Annotated in this window: 16 protein-coding genes and 1 rRNA gene; 4 read left to right on the top strand and 13 right to left on the bottom strand. The window is 72.9% G+C overall.

Going from position 1 to position 17,326, the window contains the following annotated elements; translation table 11 throughout:
- The 12 genes from ACRB68_RS39650 to argC form a co-directional block, all read right to left on the bottom strand.
- Positions 1–121: ribosomal RNA gene (locus ACRB68_RS39650) — 16S ribosomal RNA — on the bottom strand; the annotation flags it as partial.
- A gap of 620 nt (positions 122–741) precedes the next feature.
- Complete coding sequence (tyrS, locus tag ACRB68_RS39645; protein ID WP_328595348.1) at positions 742–2,019, bottom strand: tyrosine--tRNA ligase; 1,278 nt, start codon at positions 2,017–2,019, stop codon at positions 742–744.
- 85 nt (positions 2,020–2,104) lie between these two features.
- Positions 2,105–2,491, bottom strand: a complete 387-nt coding sequence (locus ACRB68_RS39640) for a hypothetical protein (protein WP_153542077.1) — start codon at positions 2,489–2,491, stop codon at positions 2,105–2,107.
- Positions 2,484–3,116: a DNA-3-methyladenine glycosylase gene (locus ACRB68_RS39635; RefSeq protein ID WP_153542075.1), complete on the bottom strand. Its 633-nt coding sequence runs from the start codon at positions 3,114–3,116 to the stop codon at positions 2,484–2,486. The genes ACRB68_RS39640 and ACRB68_RS39635 overlap by 8 nt, the downstream gene beginning before the upstream one ends.
- Before the next feature lie 58 nt (positions 3,117–3,174).
- A complete protein-coding gene (gene argH / locus ACRB68_RS39630) occupies positions 3,175–4,593 on the bottom strand; it encodes an argininosuccinate lyase (RefSeq protein WP_328595347.1) in 1,419 nt (472 codons plus the stop codon).
- 130 nt (positions 4,594–4,723) lie between these two features.
- Positions 4,724–5,923 carry an argininosuccinate synthase gene (locus ACRB68_RS39625; protein WP_153542073.1) on the bottom strand — a complete coding sequence of 400 codons (1,200 nt, stop codon included), beginning with the start codon at positions 5,921–5,923 and terminating at the stop codon, positions 4,724–4,726.
- Between the two features lie 91 nt (positions 5,924–6,014).
- Positions 6,015–6,530, bottom strand: a complete 516-nt coding sequence (locus tag ACRB68_RS39620) for an arginine repressor (protein ID WP_153542071.1) — start codon at positions 6,528–6,530, stop codon at positions 6,015–6,017.
- Positions 6,527–7,447 carry an ornithine carbamoyltransferase gene (gene argF / locus ACRB68_RS39615; protein ID WP_153542069.1) on the bottom strand — a complete coding sequence of 307 codons (921 nt, stop codon included), beginning with the start codon at positions 7,445–7,447 and terminating at the stop codon, positions 6,527–6,529. The genes ACRB68_RS39620 and argF overlap by 4 nt, the downstream gene beginning before the upstream one ends.
- A 3-nt stretch (positions 7,448–7,450) precedes the next feature.
- Entirely contained in the window at positions 7,451–8,647 is a 1,197-nt protein-coding gene (locus ACRB68_RS39610; RefSeq protein ID WP_153542067.1) for an acetylornithine transaminase, read from the bottom strand.
- The gene (argB, locus tag ACRB68_RS39605) at positions 8,644–9,546 is read right to left on the bottom strand and encodes an acetylglutamate kinase (protein WP_153542159.1); all 903 of its coding nucleotides are present in this window, start codon (positions 9,544–9,546) and stop codon (positions 8,644–8,646) included. The genes ACRB68_RS39610 and argB overlap by 4 nt, the downstream gene beginning before the upstream one ends.
- Before the next feature lie 38 nt (positions 9,547–9,584).
- Complete coding sequence (gene argJ, locus ACRB68_RS39600; protein WP_153542065.1) at positions 9,585–10,742, bottom strand: bifunctional glutamate N-acetyltransferase/amino-acid acetyltransferase ArgJ; 1,158 nt, start codon at positions 10,740–10,742, stop codon at positions 9,585–9,587.
- Positions 10,739–11,767 carry an N-acetyl-gamma-glutamyl-phosphate reductase gene (argC, locus tag ACRB68_RS39595; protein WP_153542063.1) on the bottom strand — a complete coding sequence of 343 codons (1,029 nt, stop codon included), beginning with the start codon at positions 11,765–11,767 and terminating at the stop codon, positions 10,739–10,741. Before argC ends, argJ begins: the two co-directional genes overlap by 4 nt.
- A 155-nt stretch (positions 11,768–11,922) precedes the next feature.
- Here argC and ACRB68_RS39590 point away from each other — a divergent pair, with 155 nt between their 5' ends.
- The 4 genes from ACRB68_RS39590 to ACRB68_RS39575 all read left to right on the top strand — a co-directional run bounded on the left by ACRB68_RS39590 (position 11,923) and on the right by ACRB68_RS39575 (position 15,615).
- Positions 11,923–12,411 carry a MarR family winged helix-turn-helix transcriptional regulator gene (locus ACRB68_RS39590; RefSeq protein ID WP_153542061.1) on the top strand — a complete coding sequence of 163 codons (489 nt, stop codon included), beginning with the start codon at positions 11,923–11,925 and terminating at the stop codon, positions 12,409–12,411.
- Entirely contained in the window at positions 12,408–13,433 is a 1,026-nt protein-coding gene (locus ACRB68_RS39585; protein ID WP_153542059.1) for an ABC transporter ATP-binding protein, read from the top strand. The genes ACRB68_RS39590 and ACRB68_RS39585 overlap by 4 nt, the downstream gene beginning before the upstream one ends.
- Positions 13,430–14,305: an ABC transporter permease gene (locus ACRB68_RS39580; protein ID WP_153542058.1), complete on the top strand. Its 876-nt coding sequence runs from the start codon at positions 13,430–13,432 to the stop codon at positions 14,303–14,305. The genes ACRB68_RS39585 and ACRB68_RS39580 overlap by 4 nt, the downstream gene beginning before the upstream one ends.
- Before the next feature lie 80 nt (positions 14,306–14,385).
- The gene (locus tag ACRB68_RS39575) at positions 14,386–15,615 is read left to right on the top strand and encodes an alpha/beta hydrolase (protein WP_153542056.1); all 1,230 of its coding nucleotides are present in this window, start codon (positions 14,386–14,388) and stop codon (positions 15,613–15,615) included.
- On the opposite strand, the gene ACRB68_RS39570 is transcribed toward ACRB68_RS39575, so the two are convergent.
- On the bottom strand, positions 15,593–17,182 hold the full coding sequence (locus ACRB68_RS39570; protein WP_153542054.1) for an ABC-F family ATP-binding cassette domain-containing protein: 1,590 nt from the start codon (positions 17,180–17,182) through the stop codon (positions 15,593–15,595). The genes ACRB68_RS39575 and ACRB68_RS39570 overlap by 23 nt on opposite strands.
- Between the last annotated feature and the right edge of the window lie 144 nt (positions 17,183–17,326).

Below are 17,326 nucleotides of genomic sequence, written 5' to 3'. Positions count from 1 at the left end.
GCTCACGTGTTACTCACCCGTTCGCCGCTCGAGTACCCCCGAAGGGGCCTTTCCGCTCGACTTGCATGTGTTAAGCACGCCGCCAGCGTTCGTCCTGAGCCAGGATCAAACTCTCCATTAAGGTCCATCGCGACGACCCCAGGGGGCGAACCCCAGAACCGCCAAACCTTGAAAGGATCGAAATCCCAGCAAATGCGACCACCGCTACAGTGGCCGACTTGCCTCAAAGAAATCCCTGCCAACCATCCCGAAGGACAGCCGGCACGGGGTGATCGAGTCTGTGCTCGATCGTTAAAGGCACTGGCTTTTAACACGCTGTTGAGTTCTCAAGAAACGGACACCCACCGCGCCCGACCTACTTCCGCAGGTCCAAGCTCCGGGGCAACTCTTCAAGCTTATCCGATTCGTCCGATTTGTTCAACTTCGGGCGTTTCGGTCTCCATCGGGTTCAGGGCGTGAGAATTCCCGCCCGTCCTGCCTGTGGAGTTCCCCCGGGGCCGGCCGCCTCGTTCGGCGTCCCGCTCCCCCGTAGGGCAGGTAGAACATTAGGTCGCTCCCGCAGGACCGTCAAATCGGGCTCACCGCCCCTTGAAACCTCCGCTGACCAGCGGTTTCAAGGGGATGAACACCGGGTTAAGGCTTCTCCCGTGACGCCACTGTGACGTGGATCTACCTAAGTTTTCCCGTTCGATGGCCGATGCCCGTCCGGAGCGGTCCGGACGGGCACCTCAGGCCACGCGCTCAGGGACGGACGACCTCGACGCCGCCGATGTTGCGCTTGCCGCGCCGCAGCACCAGGAAGCGCCCCTGCAGCAGGTCCTCCGCCGCCGGCACCGCCTCCTCGGACTCCACCTTGGCGTTGTTCAGGTAGGCCCCGCCCTGGGCGATCGTCCGCCGGGCCTCCGACTTGCTCTTGCAGAGGCCCGAGGACGCCAGGAGGTCGGCCACCGGCGGCAGTTCGCCGGGGGCGAGCTCGACGCGGGGCACCTCGGCGAGGGCGGCCCGCAGGGTGCGCTCGTCCAGCTCCTCCAGGGAGCCCTGGCCGAACAGGGCGCGGGAGGCCGCGATGACGCGGGCGGTCTCGTCGGCGCCGTGGACCAGGGTCGTCATCTCCTCGGCCAGCGCGCGCTGCGGCGTGCGTGCCGCGGGCCGCTCGGCGCCCTCCTTCAGCAGCGCCTCGATCTCCTCGCGGGAGCGGAAGGAGAAGACCTTGAGGAACTTGTCCACGTCCCGGTCGTCGGCGTTGATCCAGAACTGGTAGAAGGCGTAGGGCGAGGTCAGCTCGGGGTCGAGCCAGTAGGTCTCGCCGCCCGCGGTCTTGCCGAACTTGGTCCCGTCGGCCTTGGTGAGCAGCGGCGTCGTCAGGGCGTGCGCGCTGCCGCCCTCGGCGCGGCGGATGAGGTCGACGCCCGCGGTGAGGTTGCCCCACTGGTCGCTGCCGCCGGTCTGCAGGACGCAGCCGTAGCGGCGGTACAGCTCCAGGAAGTCCATGGACTGCAGCAGGACGTAGCTGAACTCGGTGTAGCTGATCCCGGTGGTGTCGAGGCGGCTCTTGACGGTGTCGCGGGCCAGCATCTTGTTGACCGGGAAGTGCTTGCCGATGTCGCGCAGGAACTCGATGGCCGTCATCGGGCCGGTCCAGTCCAGGTTGCTGACCATGGTGGCGCCGGTCGGGCCGTCGTCGAAGTCCAGGTAGCGCGAGACCTGGCCGCGGATGCGCTCGACCCAGCCGGCGACGGTCTCGGCGGAGTTCAGGACGCGTTCGGCGCTCTTGCCGCTCGGGTCGCCGATGAGCCCGGTCGCACCGCCGACCAGGCCGATGGGCCGGTGGCCGGCCTGCTGGAAGCGGCGCAGGGTGAGGATCTGGATGAGGTTGCCGAGGTGCAGCGACGGCGCCGTCGGGTCGAACCCGCAATAGAGCGTGACCGGCCCCGCGGCGAGCAGCGCTCGCAGTTCACCCTGATCAGTGGACTGCGCGATCAGATCGCGCCAGGCGAGATCGTCCAGGATGTCGGTCACGTTCTTCCTCGTCTCCGGCTTGCTTCGGGTACGTCCATCAGGGTGCCCGATGGAACGGCGTCAACGGTAACGGTATTCGGGCGGCTCACCGGCCGTACATGAAGGCGCGCGCCGGGACGAACACCTCGTGCCCGGAGGCGAAGCGCAGCCGGACGCCCTCGGGCCGCCAGTCGGCGCCGGCGAGGACGGGCCGGCTGTCGAGCACTTCCAGCTCGACCAGGTGGCCGTAGGTGAGGCCGGGGTCGTGGCCGACGACCAGCTCGTAGGGGCGGTGGCGGCCGAAGACCCCGGTGCGCGCCTCGAACACCCCGGCGTAGTGGACCGACTCGTCGGGGTAGGCGATCGTCGCGGGCTGGACGGCCTTGCCGATCAGCTTGCGGTCGGTGGTCTGCGCGTCGGCCCAGAGGGCGAGGGTCGTCAGCAGGGTCGCGGTCACCAGGCCGATGACCAGGCCGGCGAGGCGCTCAGGCACGGCCGGCCGGCCGGCGCTTGCGGGGCACGTGCTCGCGGTAGGGCGAGACGGAGGGGTCGCCGTCGATCCAGAACCGCCAGGGGGTGTCCTTGGCGGAGCTGACGCCGGTGCGCGGCCCGGTGCGCACGGTGGCGGGGTCGGCGGGGACGCCGTCCAGGATGCGCAGGGTGGAGGCGGGGTCGCAGACGTCCAGGCCGTTGTGCTCGCGGACGATGGCGAGGGCCTGGCAGAGGCGCGCGGGCCCGCGCGCCAGGTCGCGGACGCTGGAGCGGGGCCGGCGGGCCTGCGCCAGGTCCTGCCCGGCGACGATCTCGCCGGCGCGCAGCAGGACGGCCGAGGACATGCCGTCCGGGCCGCAGACCAGATTCACGCAGAAGTGCATGCCGTAGGTGAAGTACACGTAGGCGTGGCCGGGCGGCCCCCACATGACGTCGTTGCGCGGGGTGCGCCCCCGGTAGGAGTGGGACGCCGGGTCGAGCGGGCCCGCGTAGGCCTCGACCTCGGTGAGCCGCACCGCGGCCTCGCCCTCGGGCGTGGCGTGGACGAGGACGCGGCCGAGCAGGGCCGGGGCGACCTCGTCGACGGGGCGGTCGAAGAAGTCGCGAGGCAGGGGTGTCGCGGTCATGGTCCTCCACCTGGGGGTCGCCGGACGATCACGGTACCGTCCGGCGCCCCCGGCCGGGTCAGGACTCGTTGCCCGCCGCCCACGCGGCGTGCTCGTTGACCTGGGCGCGCAGCGACTCCAGCTGCTCGCGGACGCGCTCGGGCGCGGTGCCGCCGTAGGCCTTGCGGGAGGCCAGCGCGCCCTTGACGTTCAGCACCTCGCGGACGTCGGGGGTGAGGTGCGGCGACACCTTGCCGAGCTCCTCGTCGGTGAGGTCGTCGAAGTCCTTGTCGTTGACCTGGCACCACACGACCAGGTGGCCGACGACCTCGTGCGCGTCGCGGAACGCCACGCCGCGGCGCACCAGCAGCTCGGCGAGGTCGGTGGCGAGCGCGAAGCCGTCGGGGGCCAGCGCCTCCAGCCGCTCGGTGTTGACGCGCATGGTGGCGATGAGGCCGGACATGGCGGGCAGCACCAGCAGCAGGGTCTCGACGGCGTCGAAGGCGCCCTCCTTGTCCTCCTGCAGGTCGCGGTTGTAGGTGAGCGGCAGGCCCTTGAGGGTGGTGAGCAGCGCGACCAGGTGGCCGATGAGGCGGCCGGCCTTGCCGCGGGCCAGCTCGGCGACGTCGGGGTTCTTCTTCTGCGGCATGATCGACGACCCGGTGGCGTAGGTGTCGTCCATCTCGATCCAGCGGAACTCCTGCGAGGCCCACAGCACGACCTCTTCGCCGAGCCGCGACAGGTGCACGCCGACGAGGGCGGCCGCGAACAGGAACTCGGCGACGAAGTCGCGGTCGCTGACGGCGTCCATGGAGTTGGGCGCGGCGGCGTCGAAGCCGAGCTCGGCGGCGGTGGCCTGCGGGTCCAGCGGCAGCGAGGAGCCGGCGAGGGCGCCCGAGCCGAGCGGGGACACCGAGGCGCGCCTGTCCCAGTCGCGCAGCCGGGAGATGTCGCGGGTGAGCGGCTGGACGTGCGCGAGCAGCTGGTGCGAGAACAGCACCGGCTGGGCGTGCTGCAGGTGGGTCATGCCGGGCGCGGCGACGCCGAGGTTGTGCTCGGCCTGCGCGATGAGGGCGGTCTCCAGCTCGACCAGGCGGCTGACGATCTGCCGGGCGTGGTCGCGCAGGTACAGCCGCAGGTCGGTGGCGACCTGGTCGTTGCGGCTGCGGCCGGCGCGCAGCTTGCCGCCGAGGGCGCCGAGGCGCTCCAGCAGGCCGCGCTCCAGGGCGGTGTGCACGTCCTCGTCGGCGACGGTGGGGCGGAACTCGCCCGAGCGGCACGCCTCCTCCAGGTCGTCGAGGGCGCCGAGCATGCGCGTCAGTTCGTCGTCGGTCAGCAGCCCCGCCCGGTTGAGGACGCGAGCGTGCGCGCGCGAGCCCATCAGGTCGTAGGGGGCGAGCCGCCAGTCGAACTGGACGCTCACCGAGAGCCGCGCGAGCGCGTCGGACGGGCCGCCTTCGAACCGGCCGCCCCACAGACGCGTCGGTGCCTTGGTCACGAGATTCCTCTTCTTCCCACCGCTGGACGTTGCTTCCACTGCACGGATACACCCCGCACGGGGGCCGTGCCAAACCACGCGCCGGGCCGGGTGATCCGGTCTGCCCGGATCACCCGTTCCCGCGGGGCCGTCAGCCCTGCGCGCGGTCCCGCATCGCGGCGATCTTGCTGGGCAGGCTCCACAGCTCGACGAAGCCCTTGGCCAGGCTCTGGTCGAAGGTGTCGCCGGTGTCGTAGGTGGCCAGGTCGTAGCTGTACAGCGAGGCGCCGCTGCGCCGGCCGGTGACGACGGCCTGGCCGGCGTGCATGCGCAGCCGGATGTCGCCGGAGACGTGCTGCTGGGCGTCGGCGATGAAGGCGTCCAGGGCGCCCTTCAGCGGCGAGAACCACAGGCCGTCGTAGACGAGCTCGCCCCACCGCTGGTCGACCGACCGCTTGAAGCGGGCCAGGTCGCGCTCGACGGTGACGTTCTCCAGCTCCATGTGCGCGGTGATCAGCGCGATCGCGGCGGGGGCCTCGTAGACCTCGCGGCTCTTGATGCCGACGAGCCGGTCCTCGACCATGTCGATCCGGCCGATGCCCTGGGCGCCGGCCCGCTTGTTCATCTCGTCGATGATCTGGAACGGGGTGAGGGCGCGGCCGTCCAGCGCGACCGGGACGCCGCCGGCGAAGGTGACGACGACCTCGTCGGCCTCGCGCGGCTGCGCGGGGTCGGCGGTGTAGTCGTACAGGTCCTCGATCGGCCCGTTCCAGATGTCCTCCAGGAAGCCGGTCTCGACGGCGCGGCCCCACAGGTTCTGGTCGATGGAGTAGGGCGACTTGGCCGACACCTCGATCGGCAGGCCCTTCTCCTCGGCGAAGGCGATGGCCTTGTCCCGGGTCCAGGCGTAGTCGCGGGCCGGGGCGATGACCTTCAGCTCGGGGTGCAGCGCGGACAGGCCGGCCTCGAAGCGGACCTGGTCGTTGCCCTTGCCGGTGCAGCCGTGCGAGACCACGGTGCCGCCGAACTGGCGGGCCGCGGCGACCAGGTGCTTGACGATCAGCGGCCGGGACAGGCCCGACACCAGCGGGTAGCGGTCCATGTAGAGGGCGTTGGCCTGCAGCGCCGGGACGCAGAAGTCGCGGGCGAACTCCTCCTTGGCGTCCACCACGATCGACTCGACGGCGCCGCAGGCGAGGGCCCGCTCGCGGATGACGTTCATGTCCTCGCCGCCCTGGCCGAGGTCCAGGGCGACCGCGATGACCTCCCCGCCGGTCTGCTCGGCGAGGTAGGGGATGGCGACGGAGGTGTCCAGGCCGCCGGAGTAGGCGAGTACGACGCGCTCGCTCATGATCTTGTGTCTCCCGTGTGAAAAGTGTGCGGTGCGGATGGGGTGCCGTACGGGCCGTACGACGAGGCCGGAGGCGGGGGCGCTGCCGCCCCTAGCTTCGTCGCTCGCGGCCGGCGGCGAGCCGGAGCAGGGCCTGCGCGAGGTCCTCCCCGCCGTCGGGCGCGCGCGCGATGACCAGGATCGAGTCGTCGCCCGCGACGGTGCCGAGGACGCTCTGCCATTCGGCGTGGTCGATGGCCGAGGCCAGGTACTGCGCGGCCCCGGGCGGGGTGCGCACGATGACCAGGTTGGCCGACGCCTCGGCCGAGACCAGCAGTTCGGCGGCGAGCCGCGACAGCCGGCCGCCGAAGGTCTCGGCGGCGCCGGTGCGGGCCCGCCGGATGCGGTCCCCGCCCTCGCCCGGCACGGCGTAGATGAGGCTGCCGTCGTCGGCGCGCAGCTTGACCGCGCCGATCTCGACCAGGTCCCGCGACAGGGTGGCCTGGGTGACCTCCAGCCCCGCGTCGGCCAGGAGCTTGGCCAGCTCCCCCTGCGAGTGGACGGGGTGGCGGGTCAGCAGCTCGATCACCTTGGCGTGCCGGGCGGCCTTGGTCATCGGTGTGGTCATGGCGCGGTCTTCTCCAGCAGCCAGGTCAGCAGGGCCTTCTGCGCGTGCAGCCGGTTCTCGGCCTCGTCCCACACCAGGCTCTGCGGGCCGTCCAGGACGGACGCGGCGATCTCCTTGCCGCGGTAGGCGGGCAGGCAGTGCAGCACGGCCGCGCCGGGCGCGGCGAGGGCGAGCAGCGCCTCGTCGACGGCGTAGGGCTCGTACAGGGCGGTGTCCTTGCCCTCCTGCCCCATCGACACCCAGGTGTCGGTGGCGAGGACGTCGGCGCCCTCGGCGGCGGCCTTGGCGTCGTCGGTCACGGTGACCGAGCCGCCGGTGGCGGCGGCGATCTCGGTGGCGCGGGCGACGACGGCGGCGTCCGGCGGCAGCTCGGCGGGGTGCGCGACCCGCACGTGCATGCCGGCGGTGGCGCAGCCGAGCAGGTAGGAGTGGGCCATGTTGTTGGCGCCGTCGCCGAAGTAGGCGAGGGTGCGGCCGGGCAGGTCGCCCTTGGCCTCGCGGACGGTCTGCAGGTCGGCCAGGATCTGGCACGGGTGGAACAGGTCGGTGAGGGCGTTGACGACCGGGACGGTGGTGCCGGCGGCCATCTCCTCGATCCGCTCCTGCCCGGCGGTCCGCCACACGATGGCGCTGACCTGCCGCTCCAGCACCCGGGCGGTGTCGGCGATGGACTCGCCGCGGCCGAGCTGGCTGCTGCCGGCGTCCATCACCAGGGCGTTGCCGCCGAGCTCGGCGATGCCGACGGCGAAGGAGACGCGGGTGCGGGTGGAGGGCTTGTCGAACAGCACCGCGACCGACCGGGGGCCGGCGAGGGGCCGGCGGGCGAACCGGTCGCGCTTCATGGCGGCGGCGAGGTCCAGGACCTCGGCCTGCTCGGCCTGGGTGAGGTCGTCGTCGCGCAGGAAGTGCCGGGTCATCGGTCAGTTCTCCTTGTCGGCGGCGTCGAGGATCGCGGGGAGGGCTCCTGCGAACGCGCGGGCTTCGGCGGCGGTGAGGATCAGCGGCGGGGCGAGCCGGATCGCGTCGGGCTGGACGGCGTTGACCAGGAACCCGGCGGCGCGGGCGGCGGCCTCGACGGCGCCGGCCTTGGCGGCGGTGAGCACGAGCGCGCGCCAGAGGCCCCGGCCCCGCACGCCCGCCAGCAGCGGGTGGTCGACGGCGGCGACGCCCTCGGTGAGGATCTCCCCCACCTCGGTGACGTGGTCCAGCAGGCCGTCGGCCTCGATGGTGGCGATCACCGCGAGGGCGGCGGCGGCGCTGACGGGGTTGCCGCCGAAGGTGGAGCCGTGGTCGCCCTTGGCGAAGATCGAGCCGTGCGCGCCGAACGCCAGGCACGCGCCGACCGGCAGGCCGCCGCCGAGGCCCTTGGCGAGGGTGAGGACGTCGGGGCGGGCGTCTTCGTGCTGGAAGGCGAACCAGGCGCCGGTCCGGCCGATCGCGGACTGGATCTCGTCGGCGACGAACAGCGCGCCGGTGGCGTCGCAGACGCGCCGGGCCGCGGCGAAGTAGCCGGGCTGCGGCGGGACGACGCCGGCCTCGCCCTGCGTCGGCTCCAGGAACACCGCGGCGCAGTCGGCGGTGACGGCGGCCTCCAGCGCGGCGGCGTCGCCGTAGGGGACGAACCGCACGTCGAGGGCGTACGGGCCGAACGGCTCGCGGATCGACTGCTTGCCGGTCAGCGACAGCGCGCCCATCGAGCGGCCGTGGAAGCCGTTCTCGGTCGCCACGAAGTAGGACCGGCCGTGGGTCTTGCCGTACTTGATGGCCAGCTTCAGCGCGCACTCGTTGGCCTCGGTGCCGCTGTTGGTCAGGAAGGCCCTCGCGTCGCCGCCGGCGAGCTCCACGAGCTTCTCGGCGAGGCGCACCTCGGGCTCGTGCAGGAACAGGTTCGAGGTGTGCGCGAGGGCCGCCGCCTGCGCGGCGACCGCCTCGGCCAGGGCCGGGTGGCCGTGGCCGAGGGAGCTGACCGCGATGCCGGCGATCAGGTCGAGGTAGGCGTTGCCGTCCACGTCCCACACGGTGCTGCCCGCGCCGCGCGCGAGGGCGAGCGGCGGCACGCCGTAGTTGGGCATGAACGCGGCCTCGTACCGCGCCTTCAGGTCGTCGTTGCGGGTCATGAGACCGGGGCTCCCGGGGGGCTCGGCAGGACCATGGTCCCGATTCCTTCGTCGGTGAAGATCTCCAGCAGCAGCGAGTGCAGCACCCGGCCGTCCAGCACGTGCGCCTGCGGGACGCCGCCGCGCACCGCGTGCAGGCACGCCTCCATCTTCGGCACCATGCCGGCCGACAGGCCCGGCAGCAGCGCGGCCAGCTCGTCGGTGGTGAGGCTGTCGATCACGTCGTCGCTGTCGGGCCAGTCGGCGTACAGGCCCTCCACGTCGGTGAGCACGACCAGCTTGGTGGCGTCCAGCGCGACGGCCAGGGCCGCGGCGGCGGTGTCGGCGTTGACGTTGTAGACCTCGCCGTCGTCGCCGCGCGCGACGCTGGACACCACCGGGATGCGGCCGTCGTCCAGCAGCGCCTTCACCGCGCCGACCTGCACCTCGACGATCTCGCCGACCTGGCCGATGTCGACCGGCTCGCCGTCGACGATCGCGTGCTTGCGCTCGGCGACGAACAGGTTGGCGTCCTCGCCGGACATGCCGACCGCGAACGCGCCGTGCCGGTTGATCAGGCCGACGACGTCCCGGCCGACCTGGCCGACCAGCACCATCCGCACCACCTCCATCGCCTCGGGCGTGGTCACCCGCAGCCCGGCGGTGAAGGTCGACTCGATGCCGGCCTTGGTCAGCGCCGCGTTGATCTGCGGGCCGCCGCCGTGCACGATCACCGGCTTCAGCCCGGCGTAGCGCAGGAACACCACGTCCTCGGCGAAGGAGTGGCGCAGCTCCTCGTCGGTCATCGCGTGGCCGCCGTACTTGATGACGACGGTGGTGCCGTGGAACCGCTCCAGCCACGGCAGGGCCTTGATCAGCGTCTCGGCCTTGGACATCACCCCGGCCCGGTTCTTGCGCATCCGGGCGCCGCTCACCAGGCTCATCGACTCCGCGCCGCTCATGTGGAGTACGCCGAGTTCTCGTGGACGTAGGCGGCCGTGAGGTCGGTCGTCCAGACGGTCGCGCTGTGCGGGCCCGCCGACAGGTCGACGGTGATCGTCACGTCCCGGGGGCGCAGGTCGACCTTGTCGCGGTCGTCGCCGACCGCGCCGCCCCGGCACACCCACACGCCGTTGACGGCGACGTTCAGCTGGTCGGGCTCGAAGACCGCGTCCGTGGTGCCCACCGCCGACAGCACCCGGCCCCAGTTGGGGTCCTCGCCGTGGATGGCGCACTTCAGCAGGTTGTTGCGGGCGACCGCGCGGCCCGCGGTGACCGCGTCGGCCTCGCTGGCGGCGCCGACGACCTCGATGGCGATGGCCTTGGAGGCGCCCTCGGCATCCACCAGCAGCTGCCGGGTGAGGTCCTGGCACAGGTCGGTGAGCAGCGCGGTGAACTCGGCCTCGCCGGGGGTGACGCCGGTGGCGCCGGAGGCGAGCAGCAGCACGGTGTCGTTGGTCGACATGCAGCCGTCGGAGTCCAGCCGGTCCAGGGTGACGCCGGTCGCGGCGCGCAGCGCCCGGTCCAGCGCGGCGGCGTCCAGGTCGGCGTCGGTGGTGATGACGCACAGCATGGTCGCCAGGGACGGGGCGAGCATGCCGGCGCCCTTGGCCATGCCGCCGATCCGGTAGCCGCCCTCGCCCTGCCGGAAGGCGATCTTGGCGACGGTGTCGGTGGTGCGGATCGCGTCGGCGGCGGCGAGCCCGCCGTCGCCGCGCGACAGCTCCGCGGCGGCGGCGTCCACGCCCGGCAGCAGCCGGTCCATGGGCAGCCGCACGCCGATCAGGCCGGTGGAGCAGACCGCGACCTCGCCGGCCGAGTCGCCGAGCGCCGCGGCGACCTTCTCGGCGGTGGCGTGGGTGTCCTGGAAGCCGGGGGCGCCGGTGCAGGCGTTGGCGCCGCCGGAGTTCAGCACGACCGCGTGCACGCGGCCGCCCTGGACGACCTGCTCGGTCCACAGGACCGGCGCGGCCTTGACGCGGTTGGCGGTGAACACGCCGGCCGCCGCGCGCGACGGTCCGTCGTTGACGACCAGGGCCAGGTCGCGGGCGCCGCTGTCCTTCAGGCCGGCGACGACGCCGGCGGCGCGGAACCCCTGGGGGGCGGTGACGCTCAAGGGGACACTCCGATCGTGGTGAGACCGAGCTGCTCGGGCAGGCCGAGGGCGATGTTGGCGCTCTGCACCGCACCGCCGCCGGTGCCCTTGGTGAGGTTGTCGATGGCGGCGACCACGACGATGCGGCCGGCGGCCTCGTCGTGGGCGACCTGGACGAGGGCGGTGTTGGCGCCGAGCGTCATGGCGGTCGCGGGCCACTGCCCCTCGGGCAGCAGCTCCACGAACGGCTCGCCGGCGTAGGCATCGGTGTAGACGGCCCGCAGCGACGCGGCGGTGACGCCGGGCCGGGCCTTGGCGGTGCAGGTGGCCAGGATGCCGCGGCTCATCGGGGCGAGCGTCGGGGTGAACGACACCGTCACCGGCTCCCCCGCGACCGCGCTGAGGTTCTGGATCATCTCGGGGGTGTGCCGGTGCACGCCGCCGACGCCGTAGGCCGAGACCGAGCCCATGACCTCGCTGCCGAGCAGGTTCGGCTTCGGCGCGCGGCCCGCGCCGGAGGTGCCGGACGCGGCGACGACCACCACGTCGGGCTCGGCGATCCCGGCGGCGAACGCCGGGAACAGCGCGAGGGTGACCGAGGTGGGGTAGCAGCCGGGGACCGCGATCCGGCGCGTCTCGCGCAGGATCTCGCGCTGGCCCGGCAGCTCGGGCAGGCCGTAGGGCCAGGTGCCGGCGTGCGGGGTGCCGTAGAAGCGGGTCCAGTCGTCGGCCCCGGCGAGCCGGAAGTCGGCGCCGCAGTCGACCACCAGCACGTCGTCGCCGAGCCGCTCGGCGAGCGGGCCGGACTGGCCGTGCGGCAGGCCGAGGAAGACCACGTCGTGCCCGGCCAGGGTCTCGGGGGTGGTCTCGGCCAGCACCCGGTCCGCCAGCGAGCGCAGGTGCGGCTGGTGCGCGCCCAGCTCGGTGCCGGCGTTGCCGCCCGCGGTCACCGTCTCGATCTCGAACTCGGGGTGCCCCGCGAGGATGCGCAGGATCTCGCCGCCCGCGTACCCGCTGGCGCCGGCCACCGCCGCCCGGATTCCCATGTCGCCCCGCCCTTCATGATGATGAGTAAGAGTATGCATGAGGGCGAATGAGTATTCAAAGCCGGGACCGCAACCTCTCACTATGTGGGACGGCCGAATATGCTTAGTGAGCTAAATACTTGACGACTGATGATCTGATCCCTAAGGATGAATCCATGGAGTTGCGCGATCTCGGCTTCGGGGACCTGACCGAGCTCGGCCCGATGGAGAAATGGCCGATCGGCCGCCTGTTCGCGGTGGCGGCGCGGATGTCGGGCCCGGTGTTCTTCCGCATGCTCGAACGGCACGACGTCAGTCCCACCGGCTACCTGCTGCTGCGCATGCTGGCCGGCCAGGACGGGCTGCGGGCCGGCGAGGCCGCGCGCCGCCTGATGATCACCCCGGCGACCGTCACCACCGTCGCCGACACCCTGGAACGCGCGGGGAACCTGGAACGGCGCCGCGACCCCGCCGACCGGCGGGGCGTCCGGCTGCACATCACCGAGTCCGGGCTCGCCGTGGTCGAACTGACCGGCCAGGCGGTCGCCCCCGATCTGCGGAGCCTGTACGACGTGGTCGACGAGGCCGACGAGCCCGCCGTCCGCCGGTTCCTGCTCCGGCTCATCGAACGCTTCGACGCCCTCACCGACGGGAACTGCACATGAGCGCACCATCCCCCGAACCACCGGCCCCCGAACCACCGGCCCCCGAACCACCGGCCGGCGAACCACCGGCCGCCGAAGCGGCGGTCCGCGCGGTGGACCTGCACAAGACCTACACCGGCCCGCGCGGCGACGTGCCCGCCGTGCGCGGCGTCGACCTGGCGGTCGCGCCCGGCGAGTTCTTCGGGCTGCTCGGCCCGAACGGCGCGGGCAAGTCCACCACCATCGGCATGCTGACGACGCTGGTCGTCCCGACGTCGGGGCAGGCCCGCGTCTGCGGCCTGGACGTCACCCGCGACGCCGTCGCGGTCAAGCGGCGCATCGGCATGGTGTCGCAGAACAACACCCTGGACAACGAGCTCACCGCCGTCGAGAACCTGGAGTTCCGCGGCCGCTACTTCGGCCTCGGCGCCAAGGACGCGCGCCGCCGCGCCGACGAGCTGCTGGAGATGTTCAACCTGACCGACCGGCGGACGGGCACCCCGTTCGAGCTGTCGGGCGGCCAGGCCAAGCGGCTGATGATCTGCCGCGCGCTGGTGCACCGGCCCGAGGTGCTGTTCCTGGACGAACCGACCGCCGGCCTGGACCCGCAGACCCGCGTCAACCTGTGGGAGGTGCTGCGCGAGCTGCAGGCCGGCGGGCAGACCACCCTGCTCACCACCCACTACATGGAAGAGGCCGAGGCCCTGTGCGACCGGGTCGCGGTCGTCGACCACGGCCGGGTCCTGGCCAGCGGCACCGTGCCCGAGCTGAAGTCCTCGGCGGGCGCCGACACCGTCATCACCGTCACCTACGACGGCGACGTGCCCGAGGGCGTGCGCAAGCTGAGCGAGCGCGAGGGCATCGGCAAGGTCGAGGTGACCGGCGCGCAGGTGCGGGTGTTCGCCCGCTCCCCCGACGGGCTGCTCGCCGAGCTCGTCGCCGCCGGCGCGGCGGCCGGCGTCGGCGTCACCGACGCCTCGCAGCTGCGGCCCAGCCTGGAGACCGTGTTCCTCACCCTGACCGGACGGGACTACCGAGAATGAGCGCCACCGGAATCGACACGAGCGGCCCCCTCGCCCCGGCGGCCGCGCCGCGCCCGACGCTGCCGCGCACCTTCCTGGCGATGATGGCCCGCGAGGTGCGGGTCATGCGCAAGAACTTCGTCTCCACCTTCGCCCGCGTCATCATCCAGCCGGTGCTGTTCGTCTTCGTGTTCGCCTACGTCCTGCCCAAGATCGGCCCGGGCGGCGCGTCGTTCGCCGGGCAGGCCGGCGGGCGGGCCGGCGGCCCGGCGTTCTCCACCATCCTGGTGCCCGGCCTGATCGCCTCCTCGGTCGTCATGCAGGGCATGATGGCGGTGGTGTTCCCGCTGATGATGGAGCTGTCGTGGCAGCGCTCGATCACCGACCGGGCGCTCGCCCCGCTGCCGGTCCCGCTGCTGGCGATCCAGAAGATCGTGGCGGCGGCGCTGCAGGCCCTCATCGGCGGGCTGCTGGTGCTGCCCGCCGTGCTGCTGATCCACGCCGACGGGCAGGCGCCGCGGGTGCACATCGACGACTGGCCGCTGTTCGTGCTGGTCATGATCATGGGGTCGCTCCTGTCGGCGGCGGGCGGGCTGCTGCTCGGCACCCTGATGGACCCGCAGAAGATGCAGATGCTGTTCGCGCTGGTCCTGCTGCCCATGTCCATGCTCGGCTGCGTCTACTACCCGTGGGCCGCGCTGGAGCACGTCCGCTGGCTGCAGATCACGGTGCTGGTCAACCCGATGGTGTACGTGAGCGAGGGGCTGCGCGCCGCGCTCACCCCGCAGGTCGGCCACATGTCGTTCTGGGCGTACGGCCCGGTGCTCGTCATCGGCACCGCCGTGCTGACCTGGTTCGCCACCCGCACCTTCACCCGCCGCGTGCTCACCTGACGGGGTGTCCCCAAGTCCACCCCCGGGCCGGGGCGTAAGCCCCTGGGGACGCGCACGGACGCCGCCTAGCGTTCCGTGACATGAAGAGAACATCGTCCTTACTGGTGGCGGGGCTCACCGCCGCGTGCGCCACCACGCCCACCGCCGCGTCCGCCGCGCCCCGCCCGGCCCCCACCGGGCGGGGCGCCGTCGTGTCCGCCGAACCGGTCGCGGCCATGGCGCCGGACCGGGTCCGCGCCTACCTGGCGGACGTCCATCCCGTGCTCGGCTCGCCGCGGCCGCGGCACGCCGTGACCGCCTACCGGGTCGTCTACCGGACGATCACCCCGGGCGGGCGGCCCACGACCGCCAGCGGCGTCGTCGCGCTGCCGGACGGGCGCGGCGCGGTGCGTGCCGTCGGCTTCGCGCACGGCACGCACGCGGCCCGCGACATCGCCGGGTCGGTCGCCGAGGACGGCCAGGGCCGCGTCGCGGCGATCTACTACGCGGGCGCCGGGTACGCCGGTGTCGCGCCCGACTACCTCGGGCTCGGCCTCGGGCCGGGCTTCCACCCCTACGGGCACGCCGCCTCCGAGGCGAGCGCCTCCCTGGACCTGCTGCGCGCGGCCCGCGCGGTGGCCGCCGCGCACGGACGGCGGCTGGAGCGCGAGGTCCTGCTGACCGGCTTCTCCCAGGGCGGGCAGGCCGCGATGGCCCTCGGCCGGGAGCTGCAGCGCGGCGCCGACCCCTATCTGCGGCTGCGGGCGCTCGCGCCGGTGAGCGGCCCCTACGACATCCGGCACCAGCAGATCCCCGAGTCGCTGCGGAAGGGGACCGGGCTCGACGCGCGGACGTCGGTGTTCTACACGGCCTACGTCACCGTGACCTGGCAGCGGATGTACGGCCTGTACCGCAAGCCCTCCGAGGTCTTCAAGGAGCCCTACGCGAGCCGTGTGGAGAAGCTGTTCGACGGCCGCAAGGACTTCGAGGAGATCGGCCCGCACCTGCCGGGGAACCTGCGGGCGCTGCTGACGCCGTCCTACATCGCCCGGCTGCGGCACCCCTCCGGCGTCCTGGCGCGGGCGATGCGCGAGGCCGACGGGACCTGCGGCTGGCGGCCGCGGGTCCCGGTCCGGCTGTTCGGCGCCTCCGGGGACGAGCAGGTGACCTACCGCAACACCCGCGCCTGCCTGCGGGCGCTGCGCGCCGCGGGCGCCCGGCCCTCGTCGGTCGACTTCGGGCCGGGCACCCGGCACTTCGGCACCCTGTTCGCGGGGCTGCCCGCCACGCTCGCCTGGTTCGGGACGCTCACATCGGCTCGGCCTCGGTGAGCCCGGCCTGCCGGTCCAGGCGCAGCCAACGGGTGATCCCGATGCCGCGCAGGAACGGCAGGTCGTGGCTGACCACGATCAGCGCGCCCTGGTAGGCCTCCAGCGCCTGCGCGAGCTGGCGGACGCTGGCCAGGTCGAGGTTGTTGGTCGGCTCGTCCAGCAGCAGCAGCTGCGGGGCGGGCTCGGCCAGCAGCAGCGACGCCAGCACCGCGCGGAACCGCTCGCCGCCCGACAGGGTGCCGGCCGGCTGCTCGGCGCGCGCGCCGCGGAACAGGAACCGGGCGAGCCCGGCCCGGATCTCGTTCACCGACGCCGAGGGGGCGACGGCGCGGACGTTGTCGACGACGCTCAGGTCGTCGTCGAGCACGTCCAGGCGCTGCGGCAGGTAGCGGGCGGCGACCTTCGGCGGCTCCTCCAGCAGCCGGCGCAGGAACGTGGTCTTGCCCGACCCGTTGGGGCCGACCAGCGCGATCCGCTCCGGCCCCTGCACGACCAGCTCCTCCAGGGTGGCCGGCTCGGGCTCGGCGGCCCGCGGCGCGGCGACGGCGAGCACGGCGCGGCCGGCCGGCACCTCGGTCGCGGGCAGCTCCACCCGGATCGCGGCGTCCTCGCGCACCGTCTCCTCGGCCTCGGTGAGCCGCTCGCGGGCCCCGGCGAGCCGGTCCTCGTGCATGAGGCGGTGCTTGCCGGCCGAGACCTGCTGCTGCCGCTTGCGCTCCTGCATGATGATCTTCGGCTCGCGCTTGTTCTCGTACATCTTCCTGCCGTAGCGGGCGCGGCGCGCCAGCTTGACGTGGGCGTCGGCCAGCTCGCGCTCCTGGCGGCGCACGTCGGTCTCGGCGGCGCGGACCATCCGCTCGGCCGCCTCCCGCTCCACCTCCAGCAGCTCCTCGTAGGCCGGCAGGTTGCCGCCGAACGAGCGGACGGCGCCGTCGCGCAGGTCGGCGATCTCGTCGACCAGCTCCAGCAGCTCCCGGTCATGGCTGATCACCACCAGCACGCCCGGCCAGGACGCGACGGCGTCGTGCAGGCGGCGCCGGGCGTCCAGGTCGAGGTTGTTGGTCGGCTCGTCGAGCAGCAGCACGTCCGGGCGGGCCAGGAACAGCGCGGCCAGCCCGACCATCACGGTCTCGCCGCCCGACAGCGTCGCCACGGTGCGGTCCAGGTCCAGCCGGTCCAGGCCGAGCCGGTCCAGCTCGGCGCGGGCCCGCTCCTCCACGTCCCAGTCGTCGCCGACGAGAGCGAAGTTCTCCTCGGTCGCCTCGCCCCGCTCGATCGCATGCAGCGCGGTGCGCGCCGCCGAGATGCCGAGCAGGTCCGCGACGGTGCGGGCGGTGCCGAGGGGCAGGTTCTGCGGCAGGTAGCCGATCTCCCCCGCCACGCTCACCGTGCCCGACGACGGGCTCAGCTCCCCGGCGACCAGCTTGAGCAGGGTGGACTTCCCCGACCCGTTGACGCCGATCAGGCCGGTGCGGCCGACGCCGAACGCGGCGTCCAGGCCGTCCAGGACGACGGTGCCGTCGGGCCAGGCGAAAGAGAGATCGGAACAGACGATGGCGAAAGACATAGGGCGGCTCCACAACGCGTCGAAGAAGGAAAAGGACACGTGGAGACACCGCGGAGCGCACCTGCGGGCATGAAAAAAGCCCGGGACAACAGGGGTCCACAACTGAGGTCACGTGCGCGAGCCGGAAACGGCCACAGCGCGGCG

Source organism: Actinomadura macrotermitis (assembly GCF_009604375.1).
GTDB classification, from domain to species: domain Bacteria; phylum Actinomycetota; class Actinomycetes; order Streptosporangiales; family Streptosporangiaceae; genus Spirillospora; species Spirillospora macrotermitis.
This window is presented reverse-complemented; position numbering and strand designations above follow the sequence as displayed.

Excerpts from the sequence above, each read along its gene's own strand:
- ACRB68_RS39635 (WP_153542075.1), bottom strand. The coding sequence starts at position 3,116 with ATGACCGCGACACCCCTGCCTCGCGACTTCTTCGACCGCCCCGTCGAC.
- ACRB68_RS39625 (WP_153542073.1), bottom strand. The coding sequence starts at position 5,923 with ATGAGCGAGCGCGTCGTACTCGCCTACTCCGGCGGCCTGGACACCTCC.
- ACRB68_RS39620 (WP_153542071.1), bottom strand. The coding sequence starts at position 6,530 with ATGACCACACCGATGACCAAGGCCGCCCGGCACGCCAAGGTGATCGAG.
- argF (WP_153542069.1), bottom strand. The coding sequence starts at position 7,447 with ATGACCCGGCACTTCCTGCGCGACGACGACCTCACCCAGGCCGAGCAG.
- ACRB68_RS39610 (WP_153542067.1), bottom strand. The coding sequence starts at position 8,647 with ATGACCCGCAACGACGACCTGAAGGCGCGGTACGAGGCCGCGTTCATG.
- argB (WP_153542159.1), bottom strand. The coding sequence starts at position 9,546 with ATGCGCAAGAACCGGGCCGGGGTGATGTCCAAGGCCGAGACGCTGATC.
- argC (WP_153542063.1), bottom strand. The coding sequence starts at position 11,767 with ATGGGAATCCGGGCGGCGGTGGCCGGCGCCAGCGGGTACGCGGGCGGC.
- ACRB68_RS39590 (WP_153542061.1), top strand. The coding sequence starts at position 11,923 with ATGGAGTTGCGCGATCTCGGCTTCGGGGACCTGACCGAGCTCGGCCCG.
- ACRB68_RS39585 (WP_153542059.1), top strand. The coding sequence starts at position 12,408 with ATGAGCGCACCATCCCCCGAACCACCGGCCCCCGAACCACCGGCCCCC.
- ACRB68_RS39580 (WP_153542058.1), top strand. The coding sequence starts at position 13,430 with ATGAGCGCCACCGGAATCGACACGAGCGGCCCCCTCGCCCCGGCGGCC.
- ACRB68_RS39575 (WP_153542056.1), top strand. The coding sequence starts at position 14,386 with ATGAAGAGAACATCGTCCTTACTGGTGGCGGGGCTCACCGCCGCGTGC.
- ACRB68_RS39570 (WP_153542054.1), bottom strand. The coding sequence starts at position 17,182 with ATGTCTTTCGCCATCGTCTGTTCCGATCTCTCTTTCGCCTGGCCCGAC.